18 protein-coding genes are annotated in these 16,065 nt (G+C 67.4%); 10 read left to right on the forward strand and 8 right to left on the reverse strand.

Annotated features, from left to right (window positions below; genetic code table 11):
• The first annotated feature begins 18 nt into the window (after positions 1 to 18).
• The 4 genes from VMT65_RS27965 to VMT65_RS27980 all read left to right on the forward strand — a co-directional run bounded on the left by VMT65_RS27965 (position 19) and on the right by VMT65_RS27980 (position 3,808).
• Positions 19 to 873, forward strand: coding sequence for a carbohydrate ABC transporter permease (locus tag VMT65_RS27965; protein ID WP_326311464.1), 855 nt, complete (start codon positions 19 to 21; stop codon positions 871 to 873).
• Complete coding sequence (locus VMT65_RS27970) at positions 870 to 1,748, forward strand: carbohydrate ABC transporter permease (RefSeq protein ID WP_326311466.1); 879 nt, start codon at positions 870 to 872, stop codon at positions 1,746 to 1,748. The genes VMT65_RS27965 and VMT65_RS27970 overlap by 4 nt, the downstream gene beginning before the upstream one ends.
• Positions 1,745 to 2,536 carry a DeoR/GlpR family DNA-binding transcription regulator gene (locus VMT65_RS27975; RefSeq protein ID WP_326311468.1) on the forward strand — a complete coding sequence of 264 codons (792 nt, stop codon included), beginning with the start codon at positions 1,745 to 1,747 and terminating at the stop codon, positions 2,534 to 2,536. The genes VMT65_RS27970 and VMT65_RS27975 overlap by 4 nt, the downstream gene beginning before the upstream one ends.
• A 72-nt stretch (positions 2,537 to 2,608) precedes the next feature.
• The gene (locus VMT65_RS27980) at positions 2,609 to 3,808 is read left to right on the forward strand and encodes an FAD-dependent monooxygenase (RefSeq protein ID WP_326311470.1); all 1,200 of its coding nucleotides are present in this window, start codon (positions 2,609 to 2,611) and stop codon (positions 3,806 to 3,808) included.
• Here the strand turns inward: VMT65_RS27980 and VMT65_RS27985 are convergent.
• Positions 3,774 to 4,526 carry an SDR family NAD(P)-dependent oxidoreductase gene (locus tag VMT65_RS27985; RefSeq protein WP_326311472.1) on the reverse strand — a complete coding sequence of 251 codons (753 nt, stop codon included), beginning with the start codon at positions 4,524 to 4,526 and terminating at the stop codon, positions 3,774 to 3,776. The two genes, VMT65_RS27980 and VMT65_RS27985, sit on opposite strands and share 35 nt — an antisense overlap.
• 183 nt (positions 4,527 to 4,709) lie before the next feature.
• Between VMT65_RS27985 and VMT65_RS27990 the strand changes: the two genes are divergently transcribed.
• Together VMT65_RS27990 and VMT65_RS27995 are read left to right on the forward strand one after the other, a co-directional pair.
• Positions 4,710 to 5,795 carry a CSLREA domain-containing protein gene (locus VMT65_RS27990; protein ID WP_326311474.1) on the forward strand — a complete coding sequence of 362 codons (1,086 nt, stop codon included), beginning with the start codon at positions 4,710 to 4,712 and terminating at the stop codon, positions 5,793 to 5,795.
• Between the two features lie 259 nt (positions 5,796 to 6,054).
• A complete protein-coding gene (locus VMT65_RS27995) occupies positions 6,055 to 6,690 on the forward strand; it encodes a hypothetical protein (RefSeq protein ID WP_326311476.1) in 636 nt (211 codons plus the stop codon).
• A gap of 82 nt (positions 6,691 to 6,772) precedes the next feature.
• Here the strand turns inward: VMT65_RS27995 and VMT65_RS28000 are convergent, their stop codons facing one another.
• Complete coding sequence (locus VMT65_RS28000; protein WP_442790316.1) at positions 6,773 to 7,621, reverse strand: DUF1460 domain-containing protein; 849 nt, start codon at positions 7,619 to 7,621, stop codon at positions 6,773 to 6,775.
• A 59-nt stretch (positions 7,622 to 7,680) separates the two neighbouring features.
• On the opposite strand from VMT65_RS28000, the gene VMT65_RS28005 reads away from it, so the two are divergent.
• Entirely contained in the window at positions 7,681 to 8,415 is a 735-nt protein-coding gene (locus VMT65_RS28005) for a class I SAM-dependent methyltransferase (protein WP_326311480.1), read from the forward strand.
• Here VMT65_RS28005 and VMT65_RS28010 read toward each other — a convergent pair.
• The 3 genes from VMT65_RS28010 to VMT65_RS28020 form a co-directional block, all read right to left on the reverse strand.
• Positions 8,412 to 9,968, reverse strand: a complete 1,557-nt coding sequence (locus VMT65_RS28010) for an AIM24 family protein (protein WP_326311482.1) — start codon at positions 9,966 to 9,968, stop codon at positions 8,412 to 8,414. The genes VMT65_RS28005 and VMT65_RS28010 overlap by 4 nt on opposite strands.
• Positions 9,969 to 10,138: 170 nt before the next feature.
• Positions 10,139 to 10,312 carry a hypothetical protein gene (locus tag VMT65_RS28015; protein ID WP_326311483.1) on the reverse strand — a complete coding sequence of 58 codons (174 nt, stop codon included), beginning with the start codon at positions 10,310 to 10,312 and terminating at the stop codon, positions 10,139 to 10,141.
• Positions 10,313 to 10,420: 108 nt separating this feature from the next.
• The gene (locus tag VMT65_RS28020; RefSeq protein WP_326311484.1) at positions 10,421 to 11,014 is read right to left on the reverse strand and encodes a TetR/AcrR family transcriptional regulator; all 594 of its coding nucleotides are present in this window, start codon (positions 11,012 to 11,014) and stop codon (positions 10,421 to 10,423) included.
• Between the two features lie 111 nt (positions 11,015 to 11,125).
• Here VMT65_RS28020 and VMT65_RS28025 point away from each other — a divergent pair, with 111 nt between their 5' ends.
• Both VMT65_RS28025 and VMT65_RS28030 read left to right on the forward strand, forming a co-directional pair.
• Positions 11,126 to 11,824: an SDR family oxidoreductase gene (locus tag VMT65_RS28025; RefSeq protein ID WP_326311485.1), complete on the forward strand. Its 699-nt coding sequence runs from the start codon at positions 11,126 to 11,128 to the stop codon at positions 11,822 to 11,824.
• A 30-nt stretch (positions 11,825 to 11,854) separates the two neighbouring features.
• Positions 11,855 to 12,277: a tautomerase family protein gene (locus VMT65_RS28030; RefSeq protein WP_326311486.1), complete on the forward strand. Its 423-nt coding sequence runs from the start codon at positions 11,855 to 11,857 to the stop codon at positions 12,275 to 12,277.
• Here VMT65_RS28030 and VMT65_RS28035 read toward each other — a convergent pair.
• Positions 12,271 to 13,437, reverse strand: coding sequence for a glycosyltransferase 87 family protein (locus VMT65_RS28035; RefSeq protein ID WP_326311487.1), 1,167 nt, complete (start codon positions 13,435 to 13,437; stop codon positions 12,271 to 12,273). The genes VMT65_RS28030 and VMT65_RS28035 overlap by 7 nt on opposite strands.
• Positions 13,438 to 13,676: 239 nt before the next feature.
• The gene (locus VMT65_RS28040; protein WP_326311488.1) at positions 13,677 to 14,546 is read right to left on the reverse strand and encodes a LysR family transcriptional regulator; all 870 of its coding nucleotides are present in this window, start codon (positions 14,544 to 14,546) and stop codon (positions 13,677 to 13,679) included.
• A gap of 83 nt (positions 14,547 to 14,629) precedes the next feature.
• Here VMT65_RS28040 and VMT65_RS28045 point away from each other — a divergent pair, with 83 nt between their 5' ends.
• The gene (locus VMT65_RS28045) at positions 14,630 to 15,634 is read left to right on the forward strand and encodes a bile acid:sodium symporter family protein (protein ID WP_326311489.1); all 1,005 of its coding nucleotides are present in this window, start codon (positions 14,630 to 14,632) and stop codon (positions 15,632 to 15,634) included.
• Positions 15,635 to 15,649: 15 nt separating this feature from the next.
• On the opposite strand, the gene VMT65_RS28050 is transcribed toward VMT65_RS28045, so the two are convergent.
• Positions 15,650 to 16,048, reverse strand: a complete 399-nt coding sequence (locus VMT65_RS28050; protein ID WP_326311490.1) for a DUF4870 domain-containing protein — start codon at positions 16,046 to 16,048, stop codon at positions 15,650 to 15,652.
• Positions 16,049 to 16,065: the final 17 nt, after the last annotated feature.

The following is a 16,065-nucleotide window of genomic DNA, read 5'->3' on the forward strand; positions in this document are numbered from 1 at the left end:
TCGGCCACACTGCGGGCGTTGCCGTGGATCGGCCCCGTGCTCATCCTGATCGCCGCGGTGGTCGGGTTCCCGGCCGCGTACATGTTCTGGACCTCCACCCGGGACCTGAGCCCGTACGGCGAGGATCGTGGCGCGGCGGGATTCGCCAACTTCCGCAGGCTCTTCGCCATCGAGGAACTGCCCTCGATCCTGATGCACACGGTGGTGTGGGTGGTCGCGGTCGTGGTGATCACGCTGGTGCTGTCGGCGGCGCTGGCGCAATTCCTGAACAAGGACTTCCCGGGCCGGACCGCGGTGCGGCTGGCGATTCTGGTGCCGTGGGCGGCCTCGGTGGTGATGACGACCACCATCTTCGAGTACATGCTGGATCCGAATGTGGGCATAGCCAACCGGTTTCTGGTCGATCTCGGGGTGCTGGACCGCGGATTCGGGTTCACCAAGCAGCCGGGACCGGCCTTCCTGGTGGCCATCGGGGTGGCGGTGTTCGTGTCCATTCCGTTCACGACGTACACGATTCTGGCCGGGCTGCAATCGATTCCCTCGGATATCGACGAGGCCGGGCAGGTGGACGGGGCCAGCTCCTGGCAGCGGTACCTGTATTTGACGCTGCCGCAACTGCGTCCGGCCATGGCGGTGGCGACGGTCATCAACATCATCAACTCGTTCAACTCGCTGCCGATCCTGCAGGTGTTGACCGGCAGCATCGCCGGGTTCTCCGCGGACACCACGACGACCTTGACGTTCAAGCTGATTCGGCAGAATCAGCAGGTCGCCACGGCCGCGGCCATGAGCGTGCTGAACTTCGTGCTGATCCTGGTGATCATCGCGATCTACGTGAAGCTGATCCGGCCCGCGGGCGAGGAGGCGCGATGACGGCCCCGACGGCGCAGCGGACCTCGACGGCGGTGCGGACCCCGACGGTGCGGCACCGGCGGCGGTGGGGACTGACGGCGGTCGGTGTCGTGCTCGCCGCCCTGTTCCTGCTGCCGTACCTGATCATGCTGCTGGGTTCGCTCAAGCCGCGATCGGAGATCCTGCGGATTCCACCGACCTACATTCCCGAGCAGTGGCGTCCGGACAACTACGCCACCATGTGGCACACCCCCGAGACGCCGCTGCCGTTCAATCTGATCAGCACCGTGGTGATCTCGGTGTTCGGCACGCTGCTGGTGCTGGCCGTCGCCATCCCGGCCGCGTATTACACCGCGCGGCGGCGGTTTCCGGGCAAGGGGCTGTTCCTCGGACTGGTGCTCATCACCCAGATGCTGCAGCCGACCGTGCTGGTCACCGGCCTGCTGCGCGAGTTCTTCACGCTCGGCATCAATGACACCTGGCTGGCCATGATCCTGGTGAACGGCGCGTTCAATCTGTCGTTCGCGGTGTGGATCCTGCACAGCTTCTTCGCGGGCATCCCGATCGAGGTGGAGGAGGCCGCGCAACTCGACGGCCTCAATCGCTGGCAGATCCTGACCCGGGTGAGCCTGCCGCTGGTGTGGCCCGGCATCGTCACCGCCACCGTCTTCGCCTTCGTCTCCTGCTGGAACGAATTCGCCGCCAGCCTGGTCATTCTCACCACGCCGGAGAATCAGCCGCTGTCGGTGGCGCTGACCAAGTTCGTGGGCCAGTACGACGTGGCTTGGCAATACGTCTTCGCCATCTCTACCGTCGGCATCGTGCCCGTAGTCATCCTCTTCGCGCTCATCGAGAAGCGCCTGGTCGCCGGTCTCACCGCCGGTAGCGTCAAATGACCGCTCCGACCGACCGTTCCCAGCGGTGGAGTCGGCTGCTGGGACTGCTCGCCGAGACCGGGCGGCTCACGGTGGAGGAGGCGTCGGCTCGGCTCGGCGTCTCGGCCGCCACGGTGCGCCGTGACTTCACCGCGCTGGCCGATCAGCAATTGGCGACGCGCACGCACGGGGGCATCGTGGCCACGGCCGTCGCCTACGACCTGCCCGCCCGCTACCGCGGCGGTGCCGACGACGCCAAGCATCGGGTGGCCGAACATGTTGCGGCCCTGGTGGATCCGGCCGAGGTGGTGGCGCTCAACGGCGGCACCACGACGACGGCGGTGGCCCGTGCCATCGCGGGCCGCACCGATCTGCCCACCTCCGCCGACCATGAGCTCACCATCGTCACCAATGCGTTGAACATCGCCGCCGAGCTGGTGCTGCGCCCGCACCTGCGCACCATCTGTCTCGGCGGGATGGCCCGGCGTGAGTCCTATGAACTGCACGGGCCGCTGGCGGCGCTCGCCCTGGCCGAATTGCGGTTGGACACTTTGATTCTCGGTGTCGGCGCGATCTCCGCCGAGGGTGGGGCGCAGTGTCGCCATCTCGACGAGGCGGGCATCAATGCCGAAATGGTGCGCCGCGCGCGCCGGGTCATCGCGGTGGCCACGGCCGACAAGCTCGACCACACCGCCCTGGCTCGCATCTGCCCGATCGAATCGATCGACATCCTGGTCATCGATCGCGATGCCGCCCCGGCCGCACTCACACCCATACGCGATGCGGGAGTGGAAGTCCGTCTGGTTTAACGGCGGCACCGATGAATTCCGCGCGGGTACCCCGTCGATACCCCTGGACGCGACAAGAAAGCGGGAGGCGCTGTGAGCGGTACGAAGATCTTGGTGGCCGGGGCGAGCATCGCGGGACCCGCGCTGGCCCACTGGTTGGTGCGACGGGGAGCCGAGGTGACCGTGGTGGAACGGGCCCCCGAGCTGCGACCCGGCGGGCAGGCGGTGGACGCGCGCGGGGTGACCAAGGAGGTCATTGCGCGCATGGGCCTCGACGAGGCCGTGCGCGCGGCCCGCACCGAGACCGCGGGCGCGAACACCGTGGACGCGGACGGCACGGTGCTCGAGACCTTCCGCGCCGAGGACGACGGCGGCGACGGGTACGTCTCGGAGATCGAGATCCTGCGCGGGGACCTGTCGCGGGTGCTCTACGACGCCACGCGCGACCGCGTCGAATACCGCTTCGGTGACCGGATCGCCGAGCTCACCCAGGACGCGGACGGCGTCGATGTGGTCTTCGCGGGCGGCGACCGGCGCCGCTTCGATCTGGTGATCGGAGCCGACGGCCTGCATTCGTCGTTGCGCGAGATGGTCTTCGGGCCGCGTGAGAAGTTCCTGCGCCATCTCGGGCATGTGCTGGCCTTCTACAGCGTGCCCAACGAGTTCGAGCTGGATCGCTGGATGATCGAGTACAAGGAGCCCGGTCGCTCCGCCATTCTGCGGCCCATCCCGGATGTCACCCGGGCGATGGCCATCTTCTCCTTCGCCTCGGCGGATCTGGATATCGACCACCGCGATATCGAGGCGCAGAAGCGGCTGCTGCGCGAGCGCGTGTCCGATATGGGATGGCTGACGCCGCGCATTCTCGAGCATCTGGACGACACCCCGGACTTCTATCTCGACCAGGTCGCCCAGGTGATCATGGACAGCTGGTCGAGCGGACGGGTCGCGCTCCTGGGCGACGCGGCGTTCAGCTCGTCGCCGCTGTCCGGGCAGGGCACCGGCCTTGCCCTGGTCGGGGCGTATCTGCTGGCCGGAGAGCTGGCCTCCGCCGACTGGAATCCGGGGATCGCCTTCGCCGCCTACGAGGATCGGATGCGCTCGTTCGTCGAGGCCAATCAGGAGATCGGCCGTCTGCACGCGCGCAGCCTCGAGGTCCCCGATCCGGACGCCGAGCCGAGCCCCGAACCCGAGTGGGATTTCGAGCTGATCGACCGCGCCCTCAATGGCATCGAACTGCCCGACTACGAAACACCGATCACGGCAGCAGGTGCCGACCGCCATCGACCATGATCCGTTGCCCGGTAATGAAACCGGCTCCTTCGGAGGCCAGGAAGCTCACCGCGTGTGCCACCTCGTCGGGCGTCCCCATGCGCCCGACCGGCACCGACAGCCGATAGGCCTCGCGCTCCGCGTGCGGCACGTCGGAATGTCGTTCCACCGGAACGAATCCCGGAGCGACCGCGTTGACCGTGATCCCGTCGGCCGCGAGCTCGCGGGCCCAGCTGCGGGTGAGTCCGATCTGTGCGCTCTTGGCGGTCGCATAGGCCGATCGGCCGGGTGGGGAGTGCAGCGCGACCTCGGAGTCGATCTGCACGATCCGGCCGAACCGGCGCTCCCGCATGCCCGGAATCACGGCGTGGCCCAATAACACCGGGCTCTTGACGAAGAAGTCGAGCTGGGCCAGGTGATCGGCCCAGCCGACCTCGGCCAGGGGCGCGTTGGGCTGCGGGCCGGTTGCGTTGACCACCAGCACGCCGATCGGACCCAGGGTCGCCTCGATCGCCGCGACCAGCTCGGCCACTTCCCTCGGATCCGTGACGTCCGCCGGAAAAGCCTCCGCCGCAGCGCCTTCCGAGCGGATTGCCGCCGCGATCGCCGCCGCCTGGCCGCTGTCGTGCCGTTCGTTCACCGCCACCGCGAAACCATCCCGGGCCAGCCGGTGTGCGATGGCCACGCCCAGCCCACGCGAACTGCCGGTCACCAACGCGACCGCGGAGGTGTCGGGCATGGTCCCCCCTCGCTGCTCGGGCGGCGGACCTCGGCACACCGCTTTCTTGTTCGAGGGTAATGAATTGTGCGGGGAGACAAGGCAGTTGTGCAGTTGGGAAGGGATGGGTGAATTCGCTTCGCGGGCGGTGCCGCGGTTGTTAGAACGATCGGTGTAGTCACGCACTCTCGTGGGAGCACGCCGATGTGGGCATCGCGTTTCGCAATCCTTGGTACCGCCGCGTTGAGCAGCGGGTTCATCGCGGCCGGTGCCGTTGTGGCGGAGGCCGATTCGGTGGCCGGGACGACATTCGTCGTCACGACCACGGCCGATGGCGCGGCGGCGGATCCGCTCTCGGGCGACTGCCGGACGCGGGCGGGGGAGTGCACGCTGCGGGCGGCGGTGCAGGCGGCGGACGTGCGGCCGGGGAGCACGATCGTGGTGCCGCCGGGGCACTACACCTTGACCATCGCGCCGAATCCGCTGAATACCGAAGGGCCGGTGGTGGATCCGACCGCCGGGGACCTGGATGTCACCGCCGACACCACGATCGTCGGCGCGGGACAGCAGGAGACGATCCTCGACGGCGGGCATCGCGATCGGGTGCTGGTCACCACCGCGCACGTCTCGATCAGCGGGTTGACGGTCACCGGCGGGAACGCGGCCGAGCACGAAATCCCCTTGTACGACACCGGGGGTGGCGGGATCGCGAACTCCGGGAAGCTGCGGCTCGACCACGTCACCGTGACCGGCAATGCGGCCGACTACGGCGGCGGCATCTTCAATATCCCCATCGCCGACCTGGTGATGACCGACAGCATCGTCACCGGCAACGCGTCCGGTGAGGCGGGTGGCGTGCGGTGCGACAACACCTGCACCTTCACCCGCACCGCGATCACCGACAACCGGGTGACCAACCCCGGACGGTGGTATCGGCCGGGCGGATTCGCGGGACGCGGGGGCGGGCTCGATATTCGGGGCATCGGGCAGGTGGTGCTCATCGATTCCGTCGTCACCGGGAACTCGGCCAGCGACGGCGGCGGCGGCATCAATATCGCGCCCGCCTATCTCGACACACTGCCCTACCAGCTCACCGACGTCTTCGATCCGGCCCTCGGCACGCTGATCCTGCGCGGTTCCACCATTGCCGCGAACACCTCGGGGGTGGGGGAGCAGAACTGCAAGAAGGTGTTCGCGCAGATCATTTCCACCGGCGGCAATCTCGGCAGCGACAACACCTGCGATCTGACCGCCACCGGTGATGAAGTCCGCCCGGACGCCGGGCGCTGAACCACTCACGAAGGGTCGAACACCATGGGCTCGTTCAATGTCGGCGATTGGATGACCAATCTCGGTCAAGCCTTCGCCTGGGTCGTGTCGGTCGTCGTCTCCGAGGCCTCGAGTCTGAGCTCGGGCAGGGGTTGACCAGGGCAAACCTCGTGTCAGCGGGGGTGTCAGGTCGCTGTCAGGGCGGTGTCAGCCGGGCTGGCGAAAGTACTCACATCACCAACGCAGCGGAACACCGCAGCAGCGACAAAGGAGTACAGCAATGACCGTCTTCCAGACCCCCGCCCCGATCGCCGCCGACATCGAGGTCGCCCTCGGCACCGTCACCGTGATCGCCTCCGACCGCGACGACACCGTCGTCGACATCCGCCCGACCGACGCCGCCAAGAAGGCCGACGTGAAGGCCGCCGAGCAGCTGCAGGTCGAGTTCGCCGGGGGCGTCCTGAGTGTGGCGCTGCCGAAGGGCCGACGGCTGCTCGGACCGGGCAGCGGCAAGGGCTCGGTCCAGGTGACCGTCCAGGTGCCCAGCGGCTCCGGGCTGAAGGGCAGCCTCGCGGTGGGCGAGTTCCGCACCGCCGGTGCCTTCGGTCCGATCGAGGTGGAGGTGGCGACCGCCGACATCGTGATCGGTCAGGCCTTCGCCGCGGTGACCGCCAAGGCCGCCAAGGGCGACATCATCGTCGAGGACGCCGTCCGCGGGGTGCTGCGCCTGGACACCTCCGTCGGCGACCTGCGCATCGGCATCCACCCGGGCAGCGCGTCGCGGGTCGAGGCCAACAGCCCCAACGGCGGCGTGAGCAACCAGCTGGGTGCGGTCGATTCGGCGCAGGAGAACGTGGTCGAGGTGTACGCGCACACCGCGACCGGCAACGTCACCGTCGGAAACGCCACCGTCTGAACGGAATAGAACGACGGACAACAGAAAAGGGAAACACAAAAGGCGGCACCCGCACTGGGTGCCGCCTTTGGGTTGTCGGGTGCTAATTCGGGCGCAGGACCACCAGACCCGGGATGGTGGTGAGGTACTGGGTCAGCGGCGTGTCGACGACCTGCTCGTTCGCGGCGAGCGACGACGCGTTGCGGAACATCGGGCCGTTCGGCGTGCTGATGAAGATGCCGACGTGGGAGACGTCGAGACCGGCCTCCTCGGTGTACGCGCCGAGGAAATCCCCGGTGCGCAGCTGGGAGATGACCTGGTTGTCCACCGCCGCGCTGGGGATGTAGGTGATGTCGCGGTCCACCACCGGCAGGCCCGGGAGATAGTTGCCGCTACCGGCTTTCGCGTTCAGCTGCTTGGGCACCGTCACCGCGGCCCGGGTCAGCGTGCCCGTGATGTCGGTGGCGGCCACGCGATTGCGGTAGGCCCAGTCGGTGAAGAAGTGCTTGCGGTTCAGGAATTCGACCTGGCCGTCGACGTAGCGCGTGGCGATCAGGTTCTGAATGAACTGGGCGCGATCGGTGGAGCGGCTCAACGCCTCCACATAGTCGAGATAGGTGAAGCAGTCGACGCGGCGGAGGTCGACGACCAGCTGTTCGGGCTGATTCGCCGAGCCGATGAGCATGTTCGCGCCGTACGGGGTGCCGAGAAAGCGGCTCGAGAGCTGCGCGAGGGCCTCGGTGCGCGGGCCCTGAATCGAGTTGCGCAGGGCCAGAAGTTCGTCGATGCGCTGGGAGGTGGTGTCGTCGAGCGCCGGATCGGCGGGGGTCGCCATGGCCTGGGAGGGCAGCAGCGCGAGCGCGGAAACGAGCGTGACCAGCATCAAGAGAACGCGGGTGAAAGTGCGCAAAACCCCTCCATCGAAACGAGACGTGCACAGCGAACCTAGCATCGGAATTCTGTCCCAGACAATCCTTTCGCCGTGCCCGATCGATGCGTAAGGTCGGCCCCATGATCGCTACCCAGCAGCGCATCGCCGAACTGCTCGAACTCGAATCTACCGCCGTCGACGGCTATCTCGATGTGCTCGGGACGGATACGCCGCCCATCAAGGGCATTGGCCAGGCCGCCATGCGGGTGCCGCTGGTGTCGCGCATCTACGAACCCATCTGGCGGAACTTCTTCCGGCTCGCCATGGGCAGCAATGCCGTCGGCGTGCGCAAGGAGAAGGAGCGGGCGGTCGCTTCGCTCGATATTCGGGAAGGTGCGCTGGTCCTGGATGTGGGCTGCGGGCCGGGACTGTTCACCCGCGCCTTCGGGCAGGCCGCCGGTGCGACGGGGCTGGCCATCGGGCTGGACGCCTCACCGTCCATGCTGGCCGAGGCGGCCCGCACCAATGCGGTCGGCTCGACCGGATTCGTGCGCGGCGACGCCGGGCGACTGCCGTTCGTCGACAAGACCTTCGACGCGGTGGCCTGCTTCTTCGCCCTGCACTTCTTCCCGGACGCCGAGGGCGCGCTGGTCGAGATCGCGCGGGTCGCCAAGCCGGGTGGGCGCATCGCGGTGACCGCGCTGGCCCACCCGGACGTGGTCGACTACCCGCTGTTTCGGCGCGTCTACGAGATCGGCGGGGCACGCAGTCTCGCCTATCACGTGGTGCCGGACATTCTCGCGGCGGCGGGGTGCGAGATCACCGGCCGGAAGTCCTCCGGCGCGGTGCAATTCGTGACCGCGGTCAAGCGCTAGCCGAGAATCCCGCCCAGGAATCCACCGGACTGCCCGGCCTCCTGACCGCCGCCGGTGCCGCCGATGAAACCGCCCGGCGGCAGTTCGGAGGGCTGCACGATGACGAAGCCGCGACCGGAGAAGGACAGGGTCAGGCCCTCACCGGTGCTGCGGCCGATCAATCGGCCGAGCCCGAAGGAGTCATTGCGCTTGATCCCGGTCTGCAGGCTCGACGACCACGCCACCGCCGCCTGCGGATCGGCGTAGGTCGGCTGATCCACATTGAGGACCACCGGCGAACCGTGCGTGGTGATGGCGATTCGGCCGCGACCGGTGAAGACGCAGTTGAAGAAGCCCGCGTTGCTGGCGTAACCGGCCGCGCCCTGCACCCGCTGGATGTTGTAGGTCAGCGTCGAATCGAAGGCGAGCACATTCGCGCCATTGATGGTCAGCCCGTCGGTGCCGTCCAGATCCACGGTGTGCACATCCGCGGCGGCATTGGCCAGGAACAGATCCCCGCGCCCCGACACCTGCATGAGCGGCACACCCTCACCGGTGAGCCGCTGCTGAATGGCGCGCCCAATACCACCGGACCCCAGCGCCTTGAAATGCAGATCCCCCTGATAGGCCACCATCGACCCGGCCCGCGCCAGCGTCTCCCCATTCACCGCGACCCGAATCATCTTCCCGCCCTGCTTCTGAATACCGAACCCACTGACCTCGGCGTGAATCGGTTGGAACAGCTCGCTCTGCACGGACGGAACTCCTTGTGGGGCGGGGATATTCGGCATGGTGGCCGCGGGCGGATACGGCTGCGACGGGACAGGCTGCCCCCGCGTGAACGGCTGACCGGGAGTGAGAGGTTGGCCCGCGGCCGGTGGCTGGGCTGGCGCGTAAGGCTGACCAGGCACGAAAGGCTGGCCGGGGGTGGAAGGTTGGCCCGGGACATGGGGCCGGGGCGGAGGGAATGCCTGGGTGGGCGGGGGCCCGCTCGGGTTCAACGCCTCGGTTGGGGCGGTCCGCGATGTCGGATAGGGCGGGGGCGGCGTGGGTTGGGGCGGTGGGAATGATTGCGGCGGGGCACTCGCCTGCGTGGGCGCGGCGGGTTGGGGTGGGGTGTCGGGTTCGTCGTCGATGTTGACGCCGAAAGCGGCTGCCAGACCGGCCAATCCATTGTCGTAGCCCTGGCCTACCGCGCGGACTTTCCAGGCGTCACCGCGGCGGTAGATCTCGACGCAGACGACGGCCGCCTCGGTGCTGAGTCGATCCATGGGGAAAGTCAGTGTGCCCGAATCGGATCCGATGGTGGCGACCAGCGAGCCCACCGCGGCGAAGGTCGCGGGGCCGCTGCCGTCGAGGCTCGCGGTTATCGCGACCTTGTCCACGTCGGCGGGTAGCGCCGAGGTCTGGACGTCGACCATGTCCCCGGCCCCGCGCCCGTGTCGATACACCACGCCCGGCGCGACCGGCTGATTGAAGAACACGAAGTCGCCGTCCGAGCGCACCCGGCCGTTCGCGCCCAGCAGCAGCGCCGACACATCGACCGCGGCCGAACAGGTTACGGTGATCGTCATTCGGTCGGCGGGCGCCGGCCGATTCTCCCCCCGGGCGAGCGTCGTCACCGCGCCCCCTCCTCATCGCTGCGGACCTGTTCGCGTGATAGACGATTCACAGCCCCCAGTCTGTCGAAGATCCGCGCCCGCGGCCATCGGGAAAGTCCCTGAGACGTTGCCGTCCGGTTCGACTACGCGGCCTCGTCGCGATCGACGCGCTCCGCACCCGGGACATCGGCCTCGTACATCTCGCGGTGAATGGCGCACCGGTATTTCGGGCCCGGCTTGATGAAGGCGGGGTCGAGACGCTGAGCGAACGTGAGGTTCTCACGCCGCCAGCAATCGATGCACACCGGCTCTTTCATGGCGTCCTCCTCGGTTGTCGCTCGCGAAAGGTATGCGACAGAGGGATTCCCAACGCAGGCTCGATTCGGATATAGGTTGTGGAACTCTTCCGTAACGGATGCGGCCGATTAGCCGACCGGTCGGTTGGATAGCAGGTGTTCGCGGGCCGCCGCGAGAATGCGTTCGGACAGCTCGTCTCCGGCGCTGGCACGCGAGAGCAGCAGCGCGCCCGTCATGAGCGCGAGCTCCACCAGCGCCTCGTCGGAGGTCTCGTTCTCGGGGCGTTCGCCCAGTTCATCGAGCTGATCGGCGAATTCGCGCAGGCCCGTCAGAAAGGCCTCGCGCAGCGCGCCGTCGGTGTCGGTGCGCGCCACATCGCCTGCGAGCGCGGCGATTCCGCAGCCCTGCGACGGGGCGTCCCGATGGATCGGCGACAGGTAGTTCCGCACGAAGGTCCGCCGGGCCGTCTCCACATCGGGCGCGGCCGCGAGAATTCGGGCGCGCTCCTCGTTCTTCTCGGCGCAGGCCGCGGTGCACGCCTGCGCGACCAGGTCGTTCTTGGATCGGAAGTGTCGGTAGAAACCGCCGTGGGTGAGTCCGGCGGCCGACATCACCTCGGGCACCGTCACGCCGCTGATTCCGCGCCGGCGAACCAGCGCCGCGGCCGCGTCCAGCACCTCCTGGCGGTGCGATTCGGCCTGGGCTCGGGTTGCTCGTGGCATGGCGATCCCTTCCTCTCGGACTTCGCGATCCGGTCTTGCCACCCAGGATAGATGATGCTCATAATCTAATCGATAGATGATGATCGTAATCTTAAAATGGGAGGCATCGACATGACCGAGATCGACGGCGCGGTAGCCCTGGTCACCGGTGGGCAGCGCGGGCTCGGGCTCGCATTCGTGGACGAACTGCTGCGGCGCGGCGCGAGCAAGGTGTACGCCACCGCGCGCAATCCGGTGCCGAGCGCGGATGCGCGGGTGGTGCCGCTGGCGCTGGAGGTCACCGATCCGGAATCCATTGCCGCGGTCGCGGCGCGGGCCGCCGATGTCGGGATCCTCATCAACAACGCGGGCGTCCTGCATCCGTCGCCGCTGCTGACGGCCGATATCGACGATGTGCGAGCCACCTTCGAGACCAATGTGTTCGGCCCGCTGCGCATCGCGCAGGCCTTCGCGCCGGTGCTGGCCGCGAATGGCGGTGGGGCGCTGGTGGATATCCACTCGGTGCTGTCCTGGGTCGCCGGGGGAGCGGCCTACGGCGCGTCCAAGGCGGCGTTCTGGTCGCTCACCAATTCGCTGCGCCTGGAGTTGGCGGGGCAGGGGACGCAGGTGGTCGGCGTGCATCTGGGCTTCGCGGACACCGACATGGTCAAGGGCGTCAGCGCCGAAAAGATCAGTCCCGCACAGGTTGCCGAGGCCGTGCTCGACGGGGTGCGGAAGGGCGAGCCGGAGGTGCTCGTCGACGACCTGACCCGGCGGGTGAAGGCCGCGCTGTCCGGGCCCGTGGAAGAGCTCGCCATCCGTATTCGCTGACCGGCACACTCGAGAGAACAGGACAGTTCAATGCCGTTGTGGCACATCTACCATCCCGCCGAGGTCTACACCGAGCAGGACAAGCAGGACCTCGCCGCCGAGATCACCGAGATCTACACCCGGGTGGGTCTGCCCGCCTTCTACGTGGTCGTGCAATTCCATGAGATGCCCGCGTCCACGATGTTCGTGAGCGGCAAGCCCGCCACGGACACCGTGCGCGTGGTCGTCAAACATCTGGCGCGGCATCTCGACGATCCGGAACGGCGCAAGCGGATGACCGAGTACATCGACGGCGTGCTGCGCCCGTACACCGGGGATCGCGGCCTGCACTGGGAATTCCACATCGAGGACACCCCGCGCGACCAGTGGATGATCGCGGGCTTCTGGCCGCCCGCCGCGGGCTCCGACGCGGAAAAGGCCTGGGCGCAGGCGAACCGGGCCATGCCCTACTGAGTATCGAGCGCGGGCCGGGTGCGCAGCCGGTAGATCACAGAGCCGATGATGACCGCGTACACGATCACGTAGCAGTTCAACAGGATCTGCGCGATGGGCCAGGACGGCGGGAACAGGAACCAGCCGACCACGACCCAGGTGTCGTTCCAGTGGTAGGACCACGCGCCGGTGGCCAGGTAGAGGAATCCCACCGCCGACCACCAGCGTGGGTTGGTCTCGGCACGCTGGACCAGGTAGACGAACAGCGGCAGGAACCAGACCCAGTGGTGATTCCACGAGAACGGTGACACCGCGCACGAGGTCAGTCCCGCCACCGTCACGGTGAGCAGCCGCTCGCCGCGGTTGTAGAGCGCCGCGGCGAGCAGCAGGCCGCCCACGGCCACCGGCACGGCGAGCAGCAGCCACAGCCATTGCGGCACTTGATGACCCGTGAGATGGGCGATCACGCCGCGGATGGATTGATTGGCCGGTTGGGCGTCGGGGGCGATGCGGTCGGACTGGAAGAACGTCTTGGTCCAGTACTGCTTGGAGTCGTCGGGCAGCGCGATCCAGGCGATCACGATCGTCAGCACGAAGGTCGACGCGGCCACCAGCGCGGCCCGCCACTGCCGCAGCACCAGGAACTGCGCGACGAAATACAGGGGCACCAGTTTGATACCGCTCGCCAGTCCGACACCGATGCCGCGCAGTCGACCGCGTTCCGGGCGGGAGAAATCCCAGAGGATCAAGGCCATCAGCACCAGATTGATCTGCCCGTAGTACAGCGTCGTGCGCACCGGCTCCAGGAACATGCAGGTCGCCGTCAGCAGTGCGCTCATGCCCGCGAGCCGCCAGGTGAGGCGGTGGCCGAGGACGCGCCAGCACAACAGAACACACACGTAGAGCACGCAAATGTTCACTGCCAGCCAGGTATTGGTGACGGCTTCGAACGGTATCCCGAGCAGCGGCAGGAAGATCAGGGTGGAGAACGGCGTGTAGGTGTAGGACAGGTCGCGATGGGTGGTCTCGGTATAGAGCGGGTGGTGGTTGTAGATCTTCCACGCGCCGTCGCGGTAGACGTGGACGTCGAAGCCGCCCGCCAGGAATCCCACCTGGTCCAGCCACGGATCCACGGTCATGAAGATCAGTACCAGCGACAGCACCGCGCCGAAGATCAGCACGAACAGCGTCGTCCGGCTCCGGATCGGCGCTGACGCACGGGAATCGGCTCTTGCCGTCTGGGAATCAGCACTGGCCGTGTGGGAATCAGCAACGGCCGTACGGTCTTTCGTCCTTACACCGATCAAGAGCAACCCACCTCAGATGCGCGATACCACCCTGTCGAGCTCCATAAACCGCTGAACACGAAAGGCTTCAGCCTGCCCGCTCAGCACCCTACAACGCGTCGCGGGCGGTTTCGTCACGCGCCCGACCGTGTGGTCTGGAGTGATAGGCGGCGGGTATTGGCCGTGATGGCATCGGCGAGGGCCTGTTCCGGGTCGGTCAGGCGGGTGCGGCGGTGCATGAGGACGAAATCCAGATCGCCCAATTCGGGCAGTCGGGGGTCGGTGAGTGATACCAGTCCGTCGGGCAGAACACCGGCGGCGTGCACGATGACGCCGAGGCCCGCCAGCGCGGCGGCCCGCAGGCCGAGGAGGCTGTCGCTGACGCATGTCACCCGGCAGGTGCGGCCCGCGTGTTTCAGGGCGCGCAGGGCCAGCTGCCTGGTCAGGCTCGGCTTCGGATAGGTGATCAAGGGCACAGGGTCGTCGAATTCCGTTGTGGCGCTGCGGCCCGCCCAGATCAGTTTGTCCCGCCACAGCAGCGTGCCGTGTCGCTCGCCGGGCAGGCGCTTGCCGAAGACCAGGTCCAGTTCACCGGCGGCCATGCGGGACTTGAGGTTTTCGCTCAGGCCCACGGTGAGCTCCAGATCCACGCCCGGGTGCGAGCGCTGGAATTCGACCAGGATGTCGGGCAGTTCGTGGGCCATCACATCGTCGGACGCGCCGAGACGGACCAGGCCGGTGAGGGTGGAGCCGGAGAAATAGGCCTCGGCCTGCGCCTGCGCGTCGAGGATCGTGCGGGCGAAGCCGATCATGGCCGCGCCGTCCGCGGTGAGGGCCAGATTGCGGGTGTCGCGGCGGAACAGCTCGCGCCCGGCGGCCTGCTCGAGGCGGGCGATATGACCGCTCACGGTGGACTGGCGCAGACCCAGCTGTCGGCCCGCGGCGGTGAAGCCTCCGGCCCGCTCGACGGCCAGGAAGGTGCGTAGCAGTTCGGGTTCGAACACGGGGTAATTATCACGTATCGCGTTCGGAGATATCGGATCGAACGACTATCGCGATCGGTGTCGGCGTCCCTACCGTCGAATACGTGCAGCTACTGGCCAAACTTCGGATCGACTCGTTCATGCTCGGCATCCTCGCCACGGTGGCGCTGGCCGCCGTGCTGCCCGCTCGCGGGGGCGCGGCCGAGGTGCTCGACTGGGCTACCAAGATCGCCATCGCGGTGCTGTTCCTGCTCTACGGTGCGCGTCTGGAGCCGCGCGAGGCGCTGGCCGGACTGCGGCACTGGCGACTGCACGCGACGGTGCTCGGTGCGACCTTCGTGCTGTTCCCGCTGCTCGGGCTCGCGTCGCGGGTGCTGGTGCCGTCGGTCCTCACGCCCGACCTCTACACCGGCGTCTTGTTCCTGTGCCTGGTGCCTTCGACCGTGCAGTCCTCCATCGCGTTCACCTCGATGGCGCGCGGGAATGTCGCGGGTGCCGTGGTCAGTGCCTCGCTGTCGAATCTGATCGGCGTGTTCGCCACTCCGCTGCTGGTGATGGCGTGCATGAACACCACTGCGGGCGTGCATGTTTCGCCGTCGGCGATCCTGGCCATCGTCGTGCAGTTGCTGCTGCCGTTCTGCGCCGGGCAACTGCTGCGCCCGCACCTGGGCTGGCTGCTCGCCCACCCCGCGGCGACCAAGACCGTCGACCGCGGGTCGGTCTACCTGGTCGTGTACGCGGCCTTCAGTGCGGGTGTGGTGCAGGGCATTTGGCACAACCTCTCCGCCCGCACCCTCATCTCCACCGCGCTGGTCTGCGCTGTCCTGCTGGCGATCGTGCTGTCCGCCACCACGTTCGGCAGCCGACTGCTGGGATTCTCCCGCGAAGACGGGATCGTGGTGACGTTCTGTGGTTCCAAGAAGAGTCTCGCCACCGGTCTACCCATGGCCTCGGTCCTGTTCGCGGGCCACCCCGTCGGCCTGATCGTGCTGCCCCTCATGCTCTTCCATCAAATCCAGCTCTTCACCTGCGCCGCCCTGGCTCAGCGCTACGCCCACCAACAGCCCCTGACACAGAGTGAACGGCCCGAGATGGCCTCGGGCCGTTGATCTTCGGAAACACCCCTAGTTGACCGAGTTGGCCAGCCGATCGGCGTACGGGGCAACGAATTTGCCGACCAGGGGAAGCTCCGCCCGCACCCCACCGGTTTTGTTCGCCTGAACCATGGCCATGATCCACACGACGACCGCGAGGATCCAGACGGCCAGCCCGGCGAGACTGAAGATGATCCCCACGGCCCCGAGCAGCGATCCGACGACGCTCAGCACGATATTGACCACCGAGATCGCCCCGAAGAAGACGATCGACTGCGAGGCATGGAATTTCACGTCGGGGTCGTTCTTCCCGACGAATAGGAAGATGACGCCGGTGACCCAGCCCAACGCGTAGGACAGGATCGCGCCGGTCTTCTTGTCGACTCCGGCGGACTGCGGCTGGTTCATGGGAGATTGAGAAAATGTCATGCGGCAAGTAGATCCGC

Origin of the sequence: Nocardia sp. CDC153, assembly GCF_035818515.1 — a bacterium.
GTDB lineage: Bacteria > Actinomycetota > Actinomycetes > Mycobacteriales > Mycobacteriaceae > Nocardia.